At 64.8% G+C, this 18,076-nt stretch carries 14 protein-coding genes; 8 read left to right on the plus strand and 6 right to left on the minus strand.

Annotation, left to right across the window (positions count from 1 at the left end):
- Positions 1–82 precede the first annotated feature (82 nt).
- The 5 genes from ACTEK7_RS19720 to ACTEK7_RS19740 all read left to right on the plus strand — a co-directional run bounded on the left by ACTEK7_RS19720 (position 83) and on the right by ACTEK7_RS19740 (position 7,448).
- Positions 83–2,767, plus strand: coding sequence for an EAL domain-containing protein (locus ACTEK7_RS19720; protein WP_225126277.1), 2,685 nt, complete (start codon positions 83–85; stop codon positions 2,765–2,767).
- Positions 2,768–2,905: 138 nt separating this feature from the next.
- Positions 2,906–4,378 carry a glycerol-3-phosphate dehydrogenase gene (locus ACTEK7_RS19725; protein ID WP_225126276.1) on the plus strand — a complete coding sequence of 491 codons (1,473 nt, stop codon included), beginning with the start codon at positions 2,906–2,908 and terminating at the stop codon, positions 4,376–4,378.
- Between the two features lie 169 nt (positions 4,379–4,547).
- Complete coding sequence (locus ACTEK7_RS19730; RefSeq protein ID WP_225126275.1) at positions 4,548–5,720, plus strand: ABC transporter ATP-binding protein; 1,173 nt, start codon at positions 4,548–4,550, stop codon at positions 5,718–5,720.
- A complete protein-coding gene (locus ACTEK7_RS19735; RefSeq protein WP_057028040.1) occupies positions 5,717–6,631 on the plus strand; it encodes an ABC transporter permease in 915 nt (304 codons plus the stop codon). The genes ACTEK7_RS19730 and ACTEK7_RS19735 overlap by 4 nt, the downstream gene beginning before the upstream one ends.
- 4 nt (positions 6,632–6,635) lie before the next feature.
- The gene (locus ACTEK7_RS19740; protein WP_036041161.1) at positions 6,636–7,448 is read left to right on the plus strand and encodes an ABC transporter permease; all 813 of its coding nucleotides are present in this window, start codon (positions 6,636–6,638) and stop codon (positions 7,446–7,448) included.
- A 138-nt stretch (positions 7,449–7,586) separates the two neighbouring features.
- On the opposite strand, the gene ACTEK7_RS19745 is transcribed toward ACTEK7_RS19740, so the two are convergent.
- The 4 genes from ACTEK7_RS19745 to ACTEK7_RS19760 form a co-directional block, all read right to left on the minus strand.
- A complete protein-coding gene (locus ACTEK7_RS19745) occupies positions 7,587–8,438 on the minus strand; it encodes a carbohydrate ABC transporter permease (RefSeq protein ID WP_035998760.1) in 852 nt (283 codons plus the stop codon).
- A complete protein-coding gene (locus ACTEK7_RS19750) occupies positions 8,435–9,307 on the minus strand; it encodes a carbohydrate ABC transporter permease (protein ID WP_225146463.1) in 873 nt (290 codons plus the stop codon). Before ACTEK7_RS19750 ends, ACTEK7_RS19745 begins: the two co-directional genes overlap by 4 nt.
- Positions 9,308–9,403: 96 nt before the next feature.
- A complete protein-coding gene (locus tag ACTEK7_RS19755) occupies positions 9,404–10,789 on the minus strand; it encodes an ABC transporter substrate-binding protein (RefSeq protein WP_109142529.1) in 1,386 nt (461 codons plus the stop codon).
- A gap of 188 nt (positions 10,790–10,977) precedes the next feature.
- Positions 10,978–12,861 (minus strand): AsmA family protein, encoded by a 1,884-nt coding sequence (locus tag ACTEK7_RS19760; RefSeq protein ID WP_225146510.1) that lies wholly within the window; start codon positions 12,859–12,861, stop codon positions 10,978–10,980.
- A 288-nt stretch (positions 12,862–13,149) separates the two neighbouring features.
- Here ACTEK7_RS19760 and ACTEK7_RS19765 point away from each other — a divergent pair, with 288 nt between their 5' ends.
- The 3 genes from ACTEK7_RS19765 to ACTEK7_RS19775 are packed head-to-tail and all read left to right on the plus strand — an operon-like array spanning position 13,150 to position 15,183.
- Positions 13,150–13,857 carry a CoA transferase subunit A gene (locus ACTEK7_RS19765; protein WP_035998773.1) on the plus strand — a complete coding sequence of 236 codons (708 nt, stop codon included), beginning with the start codon at positions 13,150–13,152 and terminating at the stop codon, positions 13,855–13,857.
- A gap of 18 nt (positions 13,858–13,875) precedes the next feature.
- Complete coding sequence (locus ACTEK7_RS19770) at positions 13,876–14,526, plus strand: CoA transferase subunit B (protein ID WP_035998776.1); 651 nt, start codon at positions 13,876–13,878, stop codon at positions 14,524–14,526.
- 21 nt (positions 14,527–14,547) lie between these two features.
- On the plus strand, positions 14,548–15,183 hold the full coding sequence (locus ACTEK7_RS19775; RefSeq protein ID WP_225146464.1) for a GNAT family N-acetyltransferase: 636 nt from the start codon (positions 14,548–14,550) through the stop codon (positions 15,181–15,183).
- Positions 15,184–15,264: 81 nt separating this feature from the next.
- On the opposite strand, the gene ACTEK7_RS19780 is transcribed toward ACTEK7_RS19775, so the two are convergent.
- Complete coding sequence (locus ACTEK7_RS19780) at positions 15,265–16,899, minus strand: ABC transporter permease (RefSeq protein WP_035998781.1); 1,635 nt, start codon at positions 16,897–16,899, stop codon at positions 15,265–15,267.
- 67 nt (positions 16,900–16,966) lie between these two features.
- Entirely contained in the window at positions 16,967–17,992 is a 1,026-nt protein-coding gene (locus ACTEK7_RS19785) for a Fe(3+) ABC transporter substrate-binding protein (RefSeq protein ID WP_035998784.1), read from the minus strand.
- Positions 17,993–18,076: the final 84 nt, after the last annotated feature.

The raw sequence follows: 18,076 nt of genomic DNA on the forward strand, positions 1-18,076 counted from the left end.
ATTATTCTGTTGTGCCCACAGGCGTTTACCCGATCCAAACCCGCGAAGCCAGACAATCCGACGTTGAAATCGCGGGTGGCTGATGGCTGAGAAGAACTGGCACGTGGGCAGCACGCTTTGGATTGCTGTGCACGCCCTCCTATGCCTGGCCGTTACGGGCGCGCCTGCGCGCGCCTTTGCGGCATCGGACAGCCTTGCCGTTCCGGGCGATCTCACCAGGCTTGATCCCGGCGTGATCTGGGAAGCCCTCATCGCGGGCATCGTGGTCTGCTCGTTCCTCGCCGCGATCGGGCTGTGGATCCATTCCTCGCTGCGCCGGTCCAGCCGTTTGCAGCTGCGTCGCAACGCCTTCATCTCCTCCGCCATGAACAACCTCAACCAGGGCGTGGTGATGACGGATGCGCAGCGCCGCGTCATCTTCTGCAATGACCGCTATCTCGAGATCTATGGCCTGACGCGATCCGACCTCCGGCCCAACATGACCGGTTGCGACATCCTGAGGCTGCGCCGCGAGCGCGGAGTGCTCGGCGTCACCGATGACGAATTTTACCGGAAGGCATCGAGCGCCAATGGCCTGACCACGGAACTGCCGGACGGACGGGCTATCCTGGTGAAGTATTTCGTGTTGCCGAACGGCGGCTCGGTGGCGACCCATCTCGACGTCACCGAGCAGCGCAACCTGTCGCGGCAGCTCGCCTCCACCAAGCAGTTCCTGGAATCGGTGCTCGATCATGTGCCGGCCTGCGTGGCGGCCAAGAACATCGAGGACGGCTGCTACATCTTCGCCAACAGCGCCTATGAGAAGTTCTGGGGATTGTCGCGGGACTTCGCCGTCGGCAGGAATGCACGGGAGCTGTTTGCGTCGGCCTCGGCGGCCAGCATCGAGGCCGCTGACCAGGCCGCGCTCAATTCGCCGGATGGCCAGCACCGCAATGAGTTCGAGGTGGATCGTGCCGGCGCGCGGCGCATGGTCGCCTCGATCCGGATCGTGGTCCGCAACGAGAGCAACAAGCCCGAATTTCTGCTCATCCTGTTCGAGGACATCACCGACCGCCGCTCGCTGTCGCAGGAGCTGGAGAGCACCAAGAAGTTCCTCGAGCTCGTGGTCGACAACATCCCGGTTGCGCTGATCGTGGAGCAGGTCAAGGACGGCCGCTATCTGCTCGCCAACCGCAGCGCGGAGACGATCCTCAACCGCAGGCGCGAGGAAGCCACCGGCCTGACCGCGTCCGACATCTTCAACGCCAAGGAAGCCAGGCTGATCGTCGCGCGCGACGAGGCCGCGATCAAGAAGCGCGGGATGATCACCGAGGAGCATCCGATCTCTACCAAGAACGGCCTGCGGCTGTTCCTCACCCGCCGCGCCACCGTGGTCAATGATGCCGGCGAGCCGCAATATCTGATCAAGACCCACGAGGATGTCACCGACCGCCGGCAGACCGAGTCGCGCATGGCGCACATGGCCTATCACGACGGCCTCACCGATCTGCCGAATCGCGCGGCCTTCCTGCAGGCGCTGACTCAGATGATCGAGGCTTGCGAGGGCACGGACGAGGAGTTCGCCGTGCTCTGCGTCGACCTCGACGGCCTCAAGGAGGTCAACGACGTCTTCGGCCATGCGCTGGGCGACAAGCTCCTGATCGAGGTCGCCCATCGGCTGCAGGATTCCGCACGCGGCGGCGTGGTGGCGCGCCTGTCCGGGGACGAGTTCGGCCTGATCATCGACGGCAAGCAGCCCGAGGCGGGCCTCGCGCTGGCGCAGCAGATCGGCGAAGCTGTCGCGAGGGACTTCCAGATCGACGGCCGCCCGGTCCGCGCCGGCATCACCACGGGCATGTCGGTCTTTCCCCACAATGGCACCGATGGCGCCTCGCTGCTCGCCAATGCCGGCGCGGCGCTGTTCCGCGCCAAGCAGAAGTCGCGCGGCACGATCAGCCTCTACCAGCCCGAGATGGACCAGCAGATCCGCGACCGCCGCGTGCTGCACCAGGACCTCTCCATGGCGGTCAAGAACGGCGAGCTCTCGCTCGCCTTCCAGCCGCAGGGGGCCGCGGGCCACAGCGTCGCCGAGAGCGAGATCATCGGCTTCGAGGCGCTGGCGCGCTGGCAGCATCCGGTGCGCGGCCAGGTTTCGCCGGCCGAATTCATTCCCATCGCCGAGGAGAGCGGCCTCATCGTCGAGATGGGCGAGTGGATCCTGCGCGAGGCCTGCCGCGAGGCGGCGTCCTGGCCGAAGCCGCTGCAGGTCGCGGTCAATCTGTCGCCGGCGCAGTTCATGCACGGCGACGTGGTCGGCCTCGTCCATTCGATCCTGATCGAGACGGGCCTCGCACCCGGCCGGCTCGAGCTCGAGATCACCGAAGGTGTTCTGATCGAGGATTTCGATCGCGGCCTTGCGCTGCTGCGCCGCCTGAAGGCGCTCGGCGTGCGCATCTCCATGGACGATTTCGGCAGCGGCTATTCTTCGCTGAGCTATCTCCAGGCGTTCCCGTTCGACAAGATCAAGATCGACCGCGCCTTCATCATCAATCTCGGCCGCAACCCGCAATCGGCGGCGATCGTGCGCGCCGTCATCGACCTCGGCCACGGCCTCGAAATGTCGATCATCGCCGAGGGCGTCGAGACGCTCGACCAGCTCGCCTTCCTCGCCAAGGAAGGCTGTGACGGGGTGCAGGGCTATCTGCTCGGCAAGCCGTTGCCGATCGGCAAATATGCCGGGCTCGTCGGCCGCGCCGAAGCCATGGAGCTTGCGCTGAAGACCGGTTAGAGCGTTTTCGAGCGAAGTGGACAGCGGCTCGCGTCAAGAAAACGCGTCAGAATATGAATCTAGAGCCACCGTTCCGATTTCATCGGAACGGAAATCGCTCTAGTGGATGGGAGTGCTTCGCTCCCATTCGACGGCTTCATGGCGGATTACGACCTCGCGATCATCGGCGGCGGCCTGAACGGCGTCAGCCTCGCCCGCGATGCGGCGGGCCGCGGCCTGCGGGTGATCCTGTTCGAGCAGGGCGATCTCGGCGGCGCGGCGTCGTCGGCCACACCGCGGCTGATCCACGGCGATCTCTCGGTGCTGGAGCGCCGCGGCTTTTGGCGGGTGCGCCGGGCACTGGCCGAGCGCCGGACCTGGCTCGCCATCGCGCCGCATCTGGTGCGGCCGATGCGTTTCGTGATTCCTGCACATGTGGACGAGCGTCCGCCGTGGCTGCTGCGGGCCGGCCTGTTTCTTTATGACGTCCTCGCCGGCCGGAGCGGCCTGCCCGGATCGACGACCCTCGACATCACCCATCACCCGGTCGGCAACGCGCTGAAGCGCCCGTTCGGCACGGCGTTCGAATATTCGGACTGTATCGTCGACGATTCCCGCCTTGTCGTGCTCACGGCGCTGGACGCCGCCGAGCGTGGTGCGACGATCCGGACCGGGGCGCGCTGCGTGCGTGCCGACCGAACCGACATCTGGCGGCTCGCCGTGGTCGATCGCGGCCACCGCCGCTCCGTTACAGCAAGGGCGCTGGCCAATACCAGTGGCGGCTGGACCTCGATCGTCGCGGAGACCGTCCTGCGCCAGCCGCAGCCCGCCGCCACGGCCATGCAGATGAGCCAGATCATCGTGCCCAGGCTGTTCGATTCAGACAATGTCTACGTGTTCCAGAACAGCGACGGCCGACTGATCTTCGCAAGCCCGTTTGAGCGCGCGTTCACGCTGATCGGCACAGTCACGCACGATTTCACCGGCGACCCCGCCATCGTGGCGGTGCGAGGGGCCGATGTCGGTTATCTCTGCGAAGCGGCGAGCCGCTACTTCCGCGAGCGCGTCGCCCCGACCGACGTGGTCCGGACGGTCTGCGGCGTCAATCTGAGGCCGGCGTCCGCGCGGCAACGCGAGGGCACAACCCTGTTCCACGCGCGCCGGCGCAAGGCACCGCTGATCACGATGTTCGGCGGCGACCTCACCACCGCGCGCCGGCGCGCCGAGCGGGCGGTGACGAGGCTGACGCCGTTCTATCCGATGTCGCCGCCCTGGACCGCCGGCGCAGCGCTGCCAGGTGGAGATTTCGCCTGGGATCGTTTCGACACCGAGGTCGACCTCGCACGCGAGCGCTGGCGCTTTCTGTCCGAGCCGGAAGCCCAGCGCCTGGTCGCGGCCTACGGCTCGCGATTGGCGGCCGTGCTCGGTGAAGCAAGGACGCGCAAAGAGCTTGGCCCAGCCTTCGGTCCCGAACTGACCGGCGCGGAGGTGCGATATCTCATGACCCACGAATGGGCGCGTTTTCCGGATGACGTTCTGTGGCGCCGTTCCAAGCTGGGCCTGACAATGCCTGCGGCGGACCACGACGCGCTGGCGGCGTTCATGGCAGATCTGAGCCGGTCACTGGTGTAGCCCGGATGGAGCGAAGCGAAATCCGGGAGAGTCTCTGCGCCGGCGAACAGCCGCGGATTCCGCTTCGCTCCATCCGGGCTACGGCGGCGCGATGTAAGTTTTCCCCGAACCGGTTGAGCTAAACACGATCGGCCGCTAGCGTGCGGCGGAATCGGGGTTGGCAGGGACCATGGCGGAAGAATTGCCCGGGATGAACGTTGCGGCTGAAGCGGCTGGCGGGGACGCATGCCCGGCGCCCGGCCAGCCGCTGCTGCGCATCGAGGGCGTCGCCAAGACCTTTGGCACGTTCCGCGCCGTCGACGGCGTGTCGCTCGATATCAAGGCCGGCGAGTTCTTCGCGCTGCTCGGCCCGAGCGGCTGCGGCAAGACCACGCTCTTGCGCATGCTCGCGGGCTTCGAGGCGCCGGACGAGGGGCGTATCCTGCTCGGCGGCAAGGATATCGCGCAGGCGCTGCCGCACGAGCGCCCGATCAACATGATGTTCCAGAACTATGCGCTGTTCCCGCATCTGTCGGTACGCGACAACATTGCCTTCGGCCTGAAGCGCGCCGGCATGCCGCGTGCCGACATCGCCACGCGCGTCGCGGAGATGGTGGCGCTGGTCAAGCTCGAGGGATTGGAGAAGCGCAAGCCGGACCAGTTGTCCGGCGGTCAGCGCCAGCGCGTGGCGCTCGCCCGCGCATTGGCGCGCCGCCCGCAACTCCTGCTGCTCGACGAGCCGCTCGCAGCCCTCGACAAGAAGCTTCGCGAAAACACGCAAGCCGAGCTGATGGAACTGCAGCGGCGGCTCGGCATGACCTTCATCATCGTCACCCACGACCAGGAGGAGGCGATGACGATGGCGAGCCGGATCGGCGTGATGAAATCAGGCAAGCTCGCCCAGGTCGCGAACCCCCGCGAGCTCTATGAGGCGCCGCGCTCGCGCTGGATCGCCGAGTTCGTCGGCGACATCAACCTGTTCGACGGCGAGTCAAAATTGCGCGACGGTCATCGTCTGGTCATCGGCACGCGCGATGCGGGGGCGCTGGTGGTGGCCGAGCCGCGTGAGGCGGTCGGCACCGGAAAACTGGCGGTCGCGATCCGCCCCGAGAAGGTCAAGCTGTCGCGCCGCGGCCCGGCCAACGAGGCCGGTCGTGAGACGGCGATCAACACCCTCGAGGGCGTGATCGCGGACATCTGCTATCTCGGCGGCACCACCACCTATAAGGTGAAGCTCGACACCGGCGGGATGCTGCAGGCGTCGGTCGCTAACAGCGCGCGGCTGGACGTCGACGCCTACAGCCTGAACCAGCATGTCGTCGCCTGGTTCACGCCCGACGATTGCGTGGTGCTGCAATCATGAGCTCGCGCCGCATCTTCGCAAAGCCGGCGCGCTTCGCGGCCATCGCGCCCTATGTCTGGATGGTGCTGTTCTTCCTGGTGCCGTTCGGCTTCGTGCTCAAGATCAGCCTGTCGCAGACCGCGATCGCGCAGCCGCCTTACGAGCCGGTGTTTGACCTCACGGCGGGATGGGACGCGCTGAAGGCAGCGTTCGCTGCGCTCTCGGTCGACAATTTCAAGCTGCTCGCCTCCGACGACATTTACGTCTTCGCCTATGTCCGCAGCCTCACCGTCGCCCTCACGGCCACCGCGCTGCTGCTCCTGATCGGCTATCCCATCGCCTACGGGATGGCGCGGCTGCCGCAGCGCTGGCAGGCGGTGGCGATGGTGCTGGTGATCGTGCCGTTTTGGACCTCGTTCCTGATCCGCATCTACGCCTGGATCAACATCCTCCAGCACGACGGCCTGCTGAACCAGGTCCTGCTGGCGCTGCATCTGGTCAGCCAGCCCGTAGTGTGGCTCTCCACCGACACCGCGATGTATATCGGCATCGTCTATTCCTATCTGCCGTTCATGATCCTGCCGCTCTACGCGACGCTCGCCAAGATGGAGCCGGTGCTGGAGGAAGCGGCTGCCGATCTCGGCGCGCCGCCCTGGCGGGTGTTCTGGCTCGTCACCTTCCCGCTGTCGCTGCCCGGTGTCGGCGCCGGCGTGCTCTTGTGCTTCATCCCGATCGTCGGCGAGTTCGTCATTCCCGACCTTCTGGCCGGCTCCAATTCGCTGATGATCGGCCAGTCCCTGTGGCTCGAATTCTTCACCAACAAGGACTGGCCGGTTGCCTCGGCTGCCGCGATCGTGCTGCTGGTCGTGCTGCTGGTGCCGCTCTTGCTGTACGAGCGGCTGCAGAAGCGGCAGCTGGAACAGGGAAGATAGCGCGATGCGCAAGGTCTCCCGCCTGTCCCGCTTCAACATCGCCTCGCTCGCGCTGGGGCTGGCGTTCCTCTATTTGCCGATCCTGATCCTCGTTCTCTATTCCTTCAACGCTTCGCGCCTGGTGACGGTGTGGGGCGGCTGGTCGCTGCGCTGGTATCATGAGTTGTTCAACGATCGCGCCATGATCGAGGCGGCCTGGATGAGCCTGCGGGTCGCGGTCGCCTCCGCGACGATCGCGACGCTGCTCGGCACGCTCGCAGCGGTGGCGCTGTCGCGCGGTGAACGCTTTCGTGGTCGCACCCTGTTCTCAGGCATGCTCTACGCACCGCTGGTGATGCCGGAGGTGATCACCGGATTGTCGCTGCTCTTGCTGTTCGTTGCGCTGAACGCCGAGCGCGGTTTCTGGACGGTGACGATCGCCCACACCACGCTCACCATGTGCTTCGTCACGGTGGTCGTGCAGTCGCGCCTCGGCTCGCTCGATCGCTCGCTGGAGGAGGCGGCGATGGATCTCGGCTGCAATCCCGTCGGTGCGTTCGTTGCCGTGACGCTGCCGCTGATCGCGCCGGCGATCGTCGCCGGCTGGATGCTGGCGTTCACGCTGTCGCTCGATGACCTCGTGATCGCGAGCTTCACCACCGGCCCAGGCTCGGCGACGCTGCCGATCCGCATCTATTCGGAGGTGCGGCTCGGCGTGAAGCCCGAGATCAACGCGATCTGTACGCTTGTGATCGCCCTGATCGCGGTCGTCATTGTCATCGCCTCGCTCGCCTCCAAGCTGTCGAGCTCGCAGGGCGAGAGCGCGGCGCCGCTGTGAGGCTCTGCTGTCATTGCGTGGAGTTCTTGCGACGAAGCAATCCAGTCTCTCTCTGCAGTAGTCTGGATTGCTTCGCGGAGCTTGTGATCGGGCCGCGCTCCGCGCGGACCCGGTGGCTCGCAATGACGAAAGAAGAGCTTACGACTTCACCGCACCCGCCGTGAGCCCGCCCACCATGTAGCGGCGGAAGGCATAGTAGACTGCGGCCGGCGGCAGCGCGTAGATGAAGCCCGTCGTCATCAGCAGCTCCCACGGCGAGTCGTCGGCGGCGAGGAAGTTGCCGAGCGCGACGGGGAGGGTGATGTCGCGGTCGTTCGACAGCAGCAGGAACGCGTAGAGATACTCGTTCCAGGCCAGCAGCACCGCATAGGTGCCGATCGCGACCAGCGAGGGCATCATCAGCGGCAAATAGACCAGGCGGAAGATCTGCAGCGTGGTGGCGCCGTCCATCACCGCGGCTTCGTCCAGCTCCACCGGCAGCTTGTCCGAGGCCTGCTTCAGCACCCAGATCGCGTAGGGGCTCGCGATCGTCACCATGGCCAGGATCAGCGACCAGTGATTGTTGAGCAGGCCGTAATTGCCCATCGTGCGATACATCGGGACCGCGAGGAACGCCGCCGGAATGAAATAGGTGAAGAGCGCGAGGTTCAGCACGGCGCGGCCGCCCGGCACCTTCAATCGCGAAATCGCGAACGCCGCGGCGGTCGCGATGAACAGCGTGAGCACGCCCACGGAGACTGCGATCAGCGTCGAATTCCAGAACTGGGCGTAGAAGTCGCGCAGGAAGTAGTGCTGCTGCTTGAACACGATTTCGAAGTTGTGCAGCGTCGGATGGTCCGGCCACAGCTTGCCCGAGAACGCGTCCTCCTTCGGGGAGATCGCGAACAGGAACATGTGGTAGATCGGGATCATCGTCCACAGGAAGACGGGAATGCCGATCAGCAGCAGCCGCGCTTCCGTCGCGACGTCACGGAGGGAGGGAAGCTTCATCGCGACAACCGTTTCATCATGAAGTAAACCAGTGGCAGGACGAACGGCATCGCGCAGACGATGGATGCCATCGCGAGCGAGAGCTGGTCGAGCCGAAGATAGCGGATGCCGAGCGTCGCCAGCACGTGCGTGAGGTCGGCAGGTCCGCCGCCGGTGAGCAGGTAGACGCTGTTGAAATCGCCCAGCGTCCAGATCATCGAGAGCAGCGTGCAGGTGACGTAGAGCGTCTGCATCGACGGCCAGGTGATGTAGCGGAATTTCTGCCACCAGCTGGCACCGTCGACCTCGGCGGCCTCGAACAGATCGTGCGAGATCGCAAGGCGCCCGGTGATCAGGATCAGCGTCCAGAACGGCAGCGACTTCCAGATGTGCACGGCGATCGCCATGCAGAGCGCGACGGTCGGGTCGTTCAGCCAGTTCGGACCGTCATCGCCGGTCAATGAGAAGATGAAATGGTTGACCATGCCCCATTCGGGATTGAGCATGAAGCGCACCGACAGGATGGTCGGGATCGACGGCACCGCCCAGGGCAGGATGAAGATCACCGACAGCCATCTGATCCAGGTGCGCTGCTGCGCGAAGAAGCCGGACAGGAACAGCGCAATCATCATCTTGATGTTGATGCCGACGACCAGGAAGATCAGCGTGTTGACTGCAGCGCGCGCGAAGATCGGGTCGTGATACAGCGCCACATAGTTCGCCGGATCGCGTGCCAGCCAGAGCCCGTAGCAGACGGGATAGACGACAAAGGCAAGGAAGACGAGCAGATAAGGTGTTAGCAGGAGGATGCCCCAGACCTGCGCCGGGGTCAGCCGCGACGACAGGGGCGGGCCGGGTATTGCCTGATCGCCAGAGAGCGTGATCGCCATTCTTTCGGACTCTTCAAAGAGAAGCCGGCCGCGAGACGCGGCCGGTGTTGTTGTTGTTGCACTCTCCCCCGCAACGCGGAGAGATGGGCGGACGACTCAGCCCGCGACCTGCTTGATGCGGGCGATGAGTTCGTCGACGGCCTTGTCGACCGGAACCTTCTCACTGACGACGCGGTTCATCGCCTTCGCCCACACGTTCTCATTGTTCAAGATCGTGAACTTCCAGTTCCTGGTAAAGTCGAACTGAGAGGTGCCGCCCTTGAACTGGGTGTAGACGGCCTTGCGGTGCTTGTCGGCCTGCCAGAACGGGCTTTCCTGGCTTTCTTTCGTCACCGGGAACCAGCGGCCGAGCGCGCCCTCGATGTAGGGACGGATGTTCTCTTCCTGCAGCAGGAAGTTGAGAAACTGCTTGCCCTCGGCCTTGTTCTTGGCCGCGGTGAAGATCAGACCCGTCTTGACGTCGGAGCGATACTTGATGGTCGAGCCATCGGGAGCCTTGGGGAAGGACGCCGTGACGATGTCCTGCTCATAAGCCTTCTTGCCGGCCTCGCGCTGTTCCGGCGTGAGGTTCTGGTTCTGTGACTCCTCGTACCATTTTGCTGCGATCGAGATCGTGAAGTTGTGGGTCATCACGATCGTCTTGTTGTGGAAGGCGACATTGTTGTCCGGGTCCTTCCAGGTGGTCGCGGAGGGCGGGGCGCAGCCCTTGGTGTAGGTGTCGGTGTAGTCCTTCAGCGCCTTGATCAGGCCGTCGCGGACCTTGGGGTCGTCGACCAGCAGCTTGCCGTCGTCGTCGACCAGCTTGACGTGGTAGGCGTCCATGAAGGTGTAGAACGATTGGAACGAGTCGGTGGATTCCACGCCCATCGGCTGGCCGACGGCATAGATGCGCTGGCCTGTGGCCTTACGGATCGCCGGCTGCACCTTGTCGCACCAGAAGCTCCAGTAGCCGGTCCAGTCGTTCGGGATGTCACTCTGCTTGAAGCCGGCTTTCTCCAGCATGTCGTTCCAGATCTGGACGTGCATGCTCTGCTGCTTCAGCGGGAAGCCGTAATAGGCCTTCTTCTTGGCGACGTCGTTGTAGAGGATCGAGGCGTCCAGCGTGTTCTGCACGAACCGGCCCTTGATCGGCTCCATGACGTCGGTGAGGTCCTCGAGCTTGCCCTCATAGGCCCACTTGCCCTGTACCTGCACGTCGTAGCTGTCGGAATAGGCGACGTCGGGCACGGTGCCCGCATCGAGCGCTGCGACGGTCTTCGGAATCATGTCCTGGATCGCGTATTGCGACAATTCGACCTTGATGCCGGTCTTGGCTTCAAACTTCTTGATCGTCTCGGCGAGCGCTTCGTCCTCGGACTTGTAAAAGCCTTTGACCCACCAGACCGTGATCGTCTTCTGTTGCGCAAATGCGGGCGCAGTGGCGGCAAACAGCCCAACCGCAGCGACCGCCAATGAAACCGCGCCAATAACCTTGGATTTCACGTTTTTCTCCCTCAAACGGCCGGTGTTTTAACCGGTCGTATAAAACACTAGCGCATGGTGGTAGCGCAATCAACGCATCTTGTCGGACCAAGGTCGTAGCGCGTCGGAGACGCATCATGCGCGCATCGATCCAATCGCCGCATCAATTCACCGGGATCAATTCGCGCGCGCTCCACGGCGCACAATCGTCAGTTCGACTTCGCGCCCTCTTTCGCATTTTCGGCGGTCGGCGATCGCTCCGGGCGCTTTCCCCCCGTGATGCGCTGCTTGAGGAGATCGAGGAAGGGAGACGCCGCCGGCGACTGCCGGATCAGGCTTTCGGGATCGGGAAAGATCAGGGGATCGTCCCAGGGGCCCTGCACCATGAAGGGCAATTGAAAGCCGGACGCCGTGTTGAGGCTCGCCACGCCCTTCATGTCGTATTCGCGGGTCGGCACCGAGGCGGTGCCGGTCAGCGTGATCTTGGCCGCCGGGCCTTCGATGCGGATGTCTTCGGCGGTTGCGATGCCGTCGGAGAATTTCACGGCGATCGTGAGCTTGTCGTATGGCGTCGAGCCGCTGCGGAAATTGCCGCCGCCCGACAGCGGCCGCCGCTCCAGCCGCTTCAGCAGCTGCTCGGCATTGAAGCCCGCGATCGCGCCGTTATGCCCGGTCACGGTGGCGCTGCCGTCGAGCGACTGCACGAGGCCGAACGGGCTCGAGCCCGAGGCGAACAGCGAGACGTTGATGTTGCCGCGGCCGGATAGCTTGTTGAGGCCGAACAGCTCGGTGGCGCAGGCCTGCAGATCCACGTCGGTGAACTGGAATTGCGCCTTGATGTCGGCGACCGTATCGGACCGCGCGATGCCGAACGAGCCTTTCGCGATACCGCCATAGACCTGCGCCTCGCCGACCGAGAGCGCCAGCGTGCCGTTGCGCAAATTGGCGCCGATCGCGGTGCGGCCGAGCCGCGTGGGTCCGACCGTCAGCTTGGCCGCCGACAGGCGCATGTCGAGGTCGGTGGTCGACAATCCCTGGAGGTCGAACAGCTGCCTGTTCCAGTCGCGCGCCCCACTCGCGAGCAGGCGGAACGTCGAGATATAAGGTGTGAAGTCGAGCGCGTCGGCGGCGAGCGTGGCCTGCAGCGTCTGCCGGCCGTTATTGGCGTAGGTCATGACGCCTTCGGCGGCATTGCCGTCGAGCTCGACGTTGACATTGGTGAGCGCGATCGAGGCGCCGACGACGTTGGCGCGCGCCTTCAGCACGAAGCGGCCGAAGCCGCCGCTGCCGGGCTGCGGCTGTCCGGTCCAGCGCAGCGCGTTGCGCAAGGACGGGCTGTCCACTGTGAGCGTGCCCTCCATCATCGCGCTGGTGCGATTGGCGACGCTGCCGTCGAAGGCGAGCTTGAGCGGCGCGCTGGCGATGCGCGCCTTCAGGCCGGAGCGGTCGCCGGAGAGGGCGGCGACGAAATCGGAAAAGCTGATCGAGCCGTCGACGCGCTCGCCGCGCCAGTCGAACTGCCCGGTCGCGGCAAAAGAGCGCGAGATCGAAGGCCAGGCCAGCGACAGGTCGATGTCCTCGAGCTTCTCGTTGGCACGCGTGGCAACGTCCTCGTAATCGAGCAGGCCGTCCTGGATGCGGATTTCGGAGAACGAGACCTGGTTCTCGGCCCCGGGCTTCATGGTGCGTGCGATGGTCTGGATGAAGGGCGTCCAGTTGCTCTCGCCGTCCGGCTTCAGGCTGACGTGGATGCGCGGCCGCAGCAGCGTCAGGTCGGCGATCTCGAAACGCTGCAGCAGGAGCGGCAGCAGCCGCAAATTCGCGGTAAGCACGTCGACCTGGAGCGCGGGAGCGCTCGTGCCGCCGCCCTTGAGGCCGACGTCGCGGAAGGAGATGTAGCTCGCCGGAAGCACCGAGATCTCGATGCTGCCTGCGACATTGAGCTCGAGCCCGGTGACGTCGCGGATCTGCGCTTCGACCGCCTTGCGCAGCGCGTCGCGGTTGATGAGCCAGGAGGTCGCGATCAGGGCGATCAGCGCGACGCCGAGCAGCGCCGCGATCGGCGTCCCGAGGCGCTTCATTCCTTGGGCCATGGTCAATGGCATGTCCTGATCGGGTTGGTCGTTGGAGCCAGAAGGGCGGGCCGCGAAACGTGTGTGCCGAACGCCCAGATCCTATGGTGTTAAGTACCGCAACTTGATGGGTTTTCTTGACGCTTTCAAGGCCGCTGCGCGGTTATGCCCACGGCATGGGCAGCTTCTATCACCCGGGGGCGGAGCGGAGAACCCCGTATCATTGACGGCTTCGGACGATTTCGCCTAATAATCGCCGCCAATGAGGCGCGACGCCCGCCAGCCCAAGGTTCAGTCGAGGTTTTTTGTATGAACAAGGTCTATCCCGACGCCAAGTCGGCGCTGTCAGGCATTCTAAAAGACAATATGATGATCATGTCGGGTGGCTTCGGCCTCTGCGGCATTGCCGAGGAGCTGTCGGACGCGATCCGGGATTCCGGCGTCAAGGGCCTGACCGTGGTCTCCAACAATGCCGGCGTCGACGGCATCGGCCTCAGCCGCCTGCTCGAAACCCGCCAGATCAAGAAGATGATCTCGTCCTATGTCGGCGAGAACAAGCTGTTCGCCCAGCAATACCTCGCCGGCGAGCTGGAACTCGAGTTCAATCCGCAGGGCACGTTGGCCGAGCGCATCCGCGCCGGCGGCGCCGGCATCCCGGCCTTCTACACCAAGACCGGCGTCGGCACGCTGATCGCCGAAGGCAAGGAAGTGAAGGAATTCGACGGCGAGAAGTACCTGATGGAGCGCGGCCTGTTCGCCGACCTCGCCATCGTGCACGCCTGGAAGGGCGACACCGCCGGAAACCTGATCTACCGCAAGACCGCGCGCAACTTTAACCCGATGATGGCGACCGCCGCGAAGATCACGGTGGCCGAGGTCGAGCATCTGGTTCCCGCCGGTGAACTCAATCCCGACCACATCCACACGCCCGGCATCTTCGTGAAGCGCATCGTCGAGGTCGGCACGGCCAAGAAGCGCATCGAATTCCGCAACACCCGCCCGCGTACCGCCGCTTAAGCGCAACAGGAGACTCACATGGCCTGGACCCGTGAACAGATGGCCGCGCGCGCCGCGAAGGAATTGCGCGACGGCTATTACGTCAATCTCGGCATCGGCATCCCGACGCTGGTCTCGAACTACATCCCCGATGGCATGGACGTCTCCTTGCAGAGCGAGAACGGCATGCTCGGCATGGGGCCGTTCCCCTATGAGGGCGAGGAAGACGCCGATCTCATCAACGCCGGCAAGCAGACCGTGAGCGAGCTGCCGTCGACCTCGTATTTCTCGAGCGCGGATTCCTTCGGCATGATCCGCGGCGGCCACATGGATCTCTCGATCCTCGGCGCCATGCAGGTGGCCCAGAACGGCGATCTCGCCAACTGGATGATCCCCGGCAAGATGGTCAAGGGCATGGGCGGCGCGATGGATCTCGTCGCAGGCGTCAAGCGCGTCGTCGTGGTGATGGAGCATTCGGCCAAGGACGGCCCGAAGCTCCTGAAGAGGTGCAATCTGCCGCTGACCGGCGAGCGCGTCGTCGACATGGTCGTCACTGATCTTGCCGTCTTCACCATCGACAAGCACGGCGATGGCGGCATGGCGCTGATCGAGCTCGCCGACGGCGTCACGCTCGACGAGATCAAGTCCAAGACCGAAGCCGAATTCCGCGTCGCGCTGAAGAACACGTAGGGTCGTCGTAAAGGGGCGCGCATGACGATACGGTCCGCGCGTCCCGAAGATGCCCAATTCATCGCACAAACCATCCTGAATTCGATGCGCGGCCACCGGCCGCGCGGCTGGTTCGACGTGGCGCTCGGCTGGCCGGAAGCGGAGTGCCTCGCTTTCGTCGCGCGCGTCGCCGTCGCACGGGCGGTGTCGATGTGGCATTTTTCGCAGTTCCTGGTCGCCGAGATTGATGGCAAGCCCGCTGCTGCACTTTGCGCCGTGCCGGCAGCCGGCACCGGACCGGCGGCATGGCGCGCGGTCGAAGAGGTCGGTCTCTCAATTGGGCTGACGGCGTCAGAGCTCGACGCCATCCGCCAGCGCGGTGCCTATTCGCGAGCTTGCTGGGTCCAGGGCGGCGAGGGCGACTGGATGATCGAGCATGTCGCGACCGGCCCTGCCTATCGTGGTCGTGGCTTGATGCAGGCGTTGATCGCGCATGCGCTGGACAAAGGGCGGGCAGCTGGGTTTGCCCGGGCGACGATATCGTTCCTGATCGGCAACGAGCCGGCCGAGCGCGCCTACGCGAAGGCGGGTTTTGTCTTCGCGGAAGAGAAGCGCGACCCGAATTTCGAGGCAATCATCGGCGCGCCCGGTTTTCGCATGTTCGCGCGGAAGATTTGAGCAGGTTGCAGGCACCGGCGACAACCAAGCGTTTGCTATCAATTGGTCGAAGCGCCATGAATGTGCGGACGATGTGCCCCTTCAAGCGGGGCCGCTCGGCACCTCGGAGAACCGGGTCAGCCAGGCAACTGGGCCGATGCTCGCGGCGATGATCAGGAGGGCCGCGAGCGCGCCGTCCTCGAAATTGCCGCGGCTTGCGTACTGGTAGATCGACGTGGACAGCGTTTCGACGTTGAGGGGCCGCAGGAGCAGCGTTGCCGGCAGCTCCTTCAGGCAGTCGACGAACATGATGATGACGGCGCCAAGCATCGCGGGCCGGAGCAACGGCAGATAGATCTGCCTCAACATGACCCCCTGGCCGGCGCCGACCGCGCGTGCGCTCTCGTCATAGTCGCTCGGAATGCTGTCGAACCCGGCCTTGATCATGCCGACCGGCACAGCCAGAAAACGAATCGTGTAGGCGATCACGACGGCCATCCCGGAGCCGACCAGGACCAGCCCCGGAAGCGAACGTCCGGTCCAGGTCGCGACCGCGCTCAGCGCATTGTCGACCGCCAGGACCGGGGTGAGCAGGCCGAGAGCGATGACGAGACCCGGCAGCGCGTATCCGGCCTGCGCGATGCTCAGCGCGACATATCGCAGAGGATCCGGCCGCAAGCGATGCGCGATCGTCGTGGCGAGCGCAAGCATCAAGGCCATGAGCGTTGCGAGCCCTGCAAAGGCAAACGAATGGAAGGTGTGGCGCCACAGCAGCGGGTCGAAATTTGCAAGCAGGCCGCGGCCGAGAGCCTGATGCGCCAGATAGAGCAGCGGGACCACGAAACCGATCAGCACCGGCAGCACGCAGACGGCGAACGCGATCGACGCTCTTGCGCCCGACAGCGGGGTTCGCCGCCTCACATGCGGGCTTTCGGCCGAGAATTCGATGCTGGCGTTGCGACGGCCGTAACGCTCCATCGCGATCAGGCCGGCGACGATCGCAAGCATCAGGCATGCGAGCTGCGCTGCACCGGCAAGGCTGCCGCGGTTGAGCCAAGTGGTGAAGATCGAGACCGTCAGCGTGCGGATGCCGAGATATTCGCTGGCTCCGATGTCGTTGAGCGTTTCCAGCGCGACCAGCGCCACGCCGACCGCCAGCGCCGGCCGCGCCATCGGCAGTGAAACGCGCCACAAGATGGTCCATCGGCCGGCGCCCAGCGTCGTGGCCGCTTCCGCGAATTCGGCTGACTGAACCTGGAACGTCGCACGCGCCGAGAGATAGACGTAAGGGTAGAGCACGAGCCCGATCACGAAGATGGCGCCCGGCAACGAGCGGAGGTTGGGCAGAAGGCCGAGGGCATCGCCCAGCGGCAGCCAGGTCGCCAGGGTGCGATGCACCAGGCCTAGCGGTTCGAACAGATCGGCATAGACGTACGCCGCAAGATAGGTCGGAATCGCCAGCGGCAGCGGCATCAGCCACAGCAGCATGCCCCGGCCGGCAAAATCGTGGCGCGACATCACCCATGCAGTGCCGGCGCCGATCAAAAGTGTGACCGCGCCGACCCCGACGAGCAGAAGGGCAGTGTCGAGAAGGGCGGCCGGCAGCACGTAGTTGATCAGGTCGTGCCACACATCGGATGCCGGCTGCAAAGCCAGCGAAACGATCGAGATCACGGGCGCCGCGACCAGGACCGCGGTTGCGATCGCGATGGCGGTTGCGGCGCGACCGGCCCGCACACGGCCCCTCGATCGAGGCCGTGTGCTCGTAGCTTCCAGCAGTTCGATAGACGTGGGCCGCCAGAGATCAGTTGTCAAAGCCGACCTTGTCCACCAGCGAGGCCGCAGCCTTGCGGTTGGCGGCGATCTTTGCGATCGGCAACGGATCCGGGACGAGCTTGCCGTAGCCGGCGATGGTCGCATTGACGGCGACACCGCTCCGAACCGGATATTCGTAGTTCTGGTCGGCATACATCTGCTGCGCCTGCTCGCTGACGAGCCACTCGATCAGCTTGGTACCGTTGGCCTTGTTGGGCGCGTTCTTGGCGAGCAGCACGCCGGAGAGGTTGACGTGGGTGCCGCCGCCCTCGAAGGTCGGCAGGATGACGCGGGTCGCCTCCGCCCACGGCTTCTTCTCGGGATCGTTGTTCATCATCAGCGCCCAGTAATAGGTGTTGCCGATGCCGATATCGCATTTGCCGGCGGCGACGTCACGCGCGGCTTCGCGATCGCCGCCCGACGGCTTCTGCGCGAGATTGGCCTTCAGGCCGCGCAGCCATTCCTCGGCCTTGGCTTCGCCGTACTTGGCCGCGTAGGCCGCGAACAGCGCGTTGTTATAGATGTGCTGGCCCGAGCGAATGCAGATCTTGCCCTTCCACTTGGGATCGGCGAGCTCCTCATAGGTGATCTTGTCCTGCTTGACGCGATCCTTCGAGGCATAGATCACGCGCGCGCGCATGGAGATGCCGGCCCAGTGTCCGTCCGGATCGCGATATTGCGCCGGCACGACCTTGTCGACCGCCTCCGACTTGATCGGCTGGGTGACGCCGGCCTGCACGGCCTCGTCGATGCGGCCGATGTCCACCGTCAGCAGCACGTCGGCCGGACTGTTGGCCCCTTCCGCCTTCATGCGCTGCTCCAGACCGGAGCTTGCGGAGACGACGTTGACCTTGATGCCCGTGTCCTTGGTGAACGCATCGAACAGCGGCTGGATCAGCTTGGTCTCGCGGTAGGTATAGACGTTGACCTCGCCATTGGCGGCGGCCTCCGACACGAAAGACGTGGTCAGGCTCAACACCGCCGCAGACGCGGCGAGGACGCGAAGATAGATCATAAGGGCTGCTCCCAGGCGCGAGATTGAACGCCGATTGAGTAGCGCAGGCGGGGGGCCAACGTTAGCGACGCGATGTCGCGAGAG

It is taken from the genome of Bradyrhizobium sp. JHI2711 (assembly GCF_056156565.1).

What these genes read in the sequence shown, in the direction of transcription:
- ACTEK7_RS19730 (WP_225126275.1), top strand. Translation starts at nt 4,548, where the DNA reads ATGGCGGAAGAATTGCCCGGGATGAACGTTGCGGCTGAAGCGGCTGGC.
- ACTEK7_RS19740 (WP_036041161.1), top strand. Translation starts at nt 6,636, where the DNA reads ATGCGCAAGGTCTCCCGCCTGTCCCGCTTCAACATCGCCTCGCTCGCG.
- ACTEK7_RS19785 (WP_035998784.1), bottom strand. Translation starts at nt 17,992, where the DNA reads ATGATCTATCTTCGCGTCCTCGCCGCGTCTGCGGCGGTGTTGAGCCTG.
- ACTEK7_RS19770 (WP_035998776.1), top strand. Translation starts at nt 13,876, where the DNA reads ATGGCCTGGACCCGTGAACAGATGGCCGCGCGCGCCGCGAAGGAATTG.
- ACTEK7_RS19735 (WP_057028040.1), top strand. Translation starts at nt 5,717, where the DNA reads ATGAGCTCGCGCCGCATCTTCGCAAAGCCGGCGCGCTTCGCGGCCATC.
- ACTEK7_RS19765 (WP_035998773.1), top strand. Translation starts at nt 13,150, where the DNA reads ATGAACAAGGTCTATCCCGACGCCAAGTCGGCGCTGTCAGGCATTCTA.
- ACTEK7_RS19745 (WP_035998760.1), bottom strand. Translation starts at nt 8,438, where the DNA reads ATGAAGCTTCCCTCCCTCCGTGACGTCGCGACGGAAGCGCGGCTGCTG.
- ACTEK7_RS19775 (WP_225146464.1), top strand. Translation starts at nt 14,548, where the DNA reads ATGACGATACGGTCCGCGCGTCCCGAAGATGCCCAATTCATCGCACAA.
- ACTEK7_RS19725 (WP_225126276.1), top strand. Translation starts at nt 2,906, where the DNA reads ATGGCGGATTACGACCTCGCGATCATCGGCGGCGGCCTGAACGGCGTC.
- ACTEK7_RS19720 (WP_225126277.1), top strand. Translation starts at nt 83, where the DNA reads ATGGCTGAGAAGAACTGGCACGTGGGCAGCACGCTTTGGATTGCTGTG.
- ACTEK7_RS19760 (WP_225146510.1), bottom strand. Translation starts at nt 12,861, where the DNA reads ATGGCCCAAGGAATGAAGCGCCTCGGGACGCCGATCGCGGCGCTGCTC.
- ACTEK7_RS19750 (WP_225146463.1), bottom strand. Translation starts at nt 9,307, where the DNA reads ATGGCGATCACGCTCTCTGGCGATCAGGCAATACCCGGCCCGCCCCTG.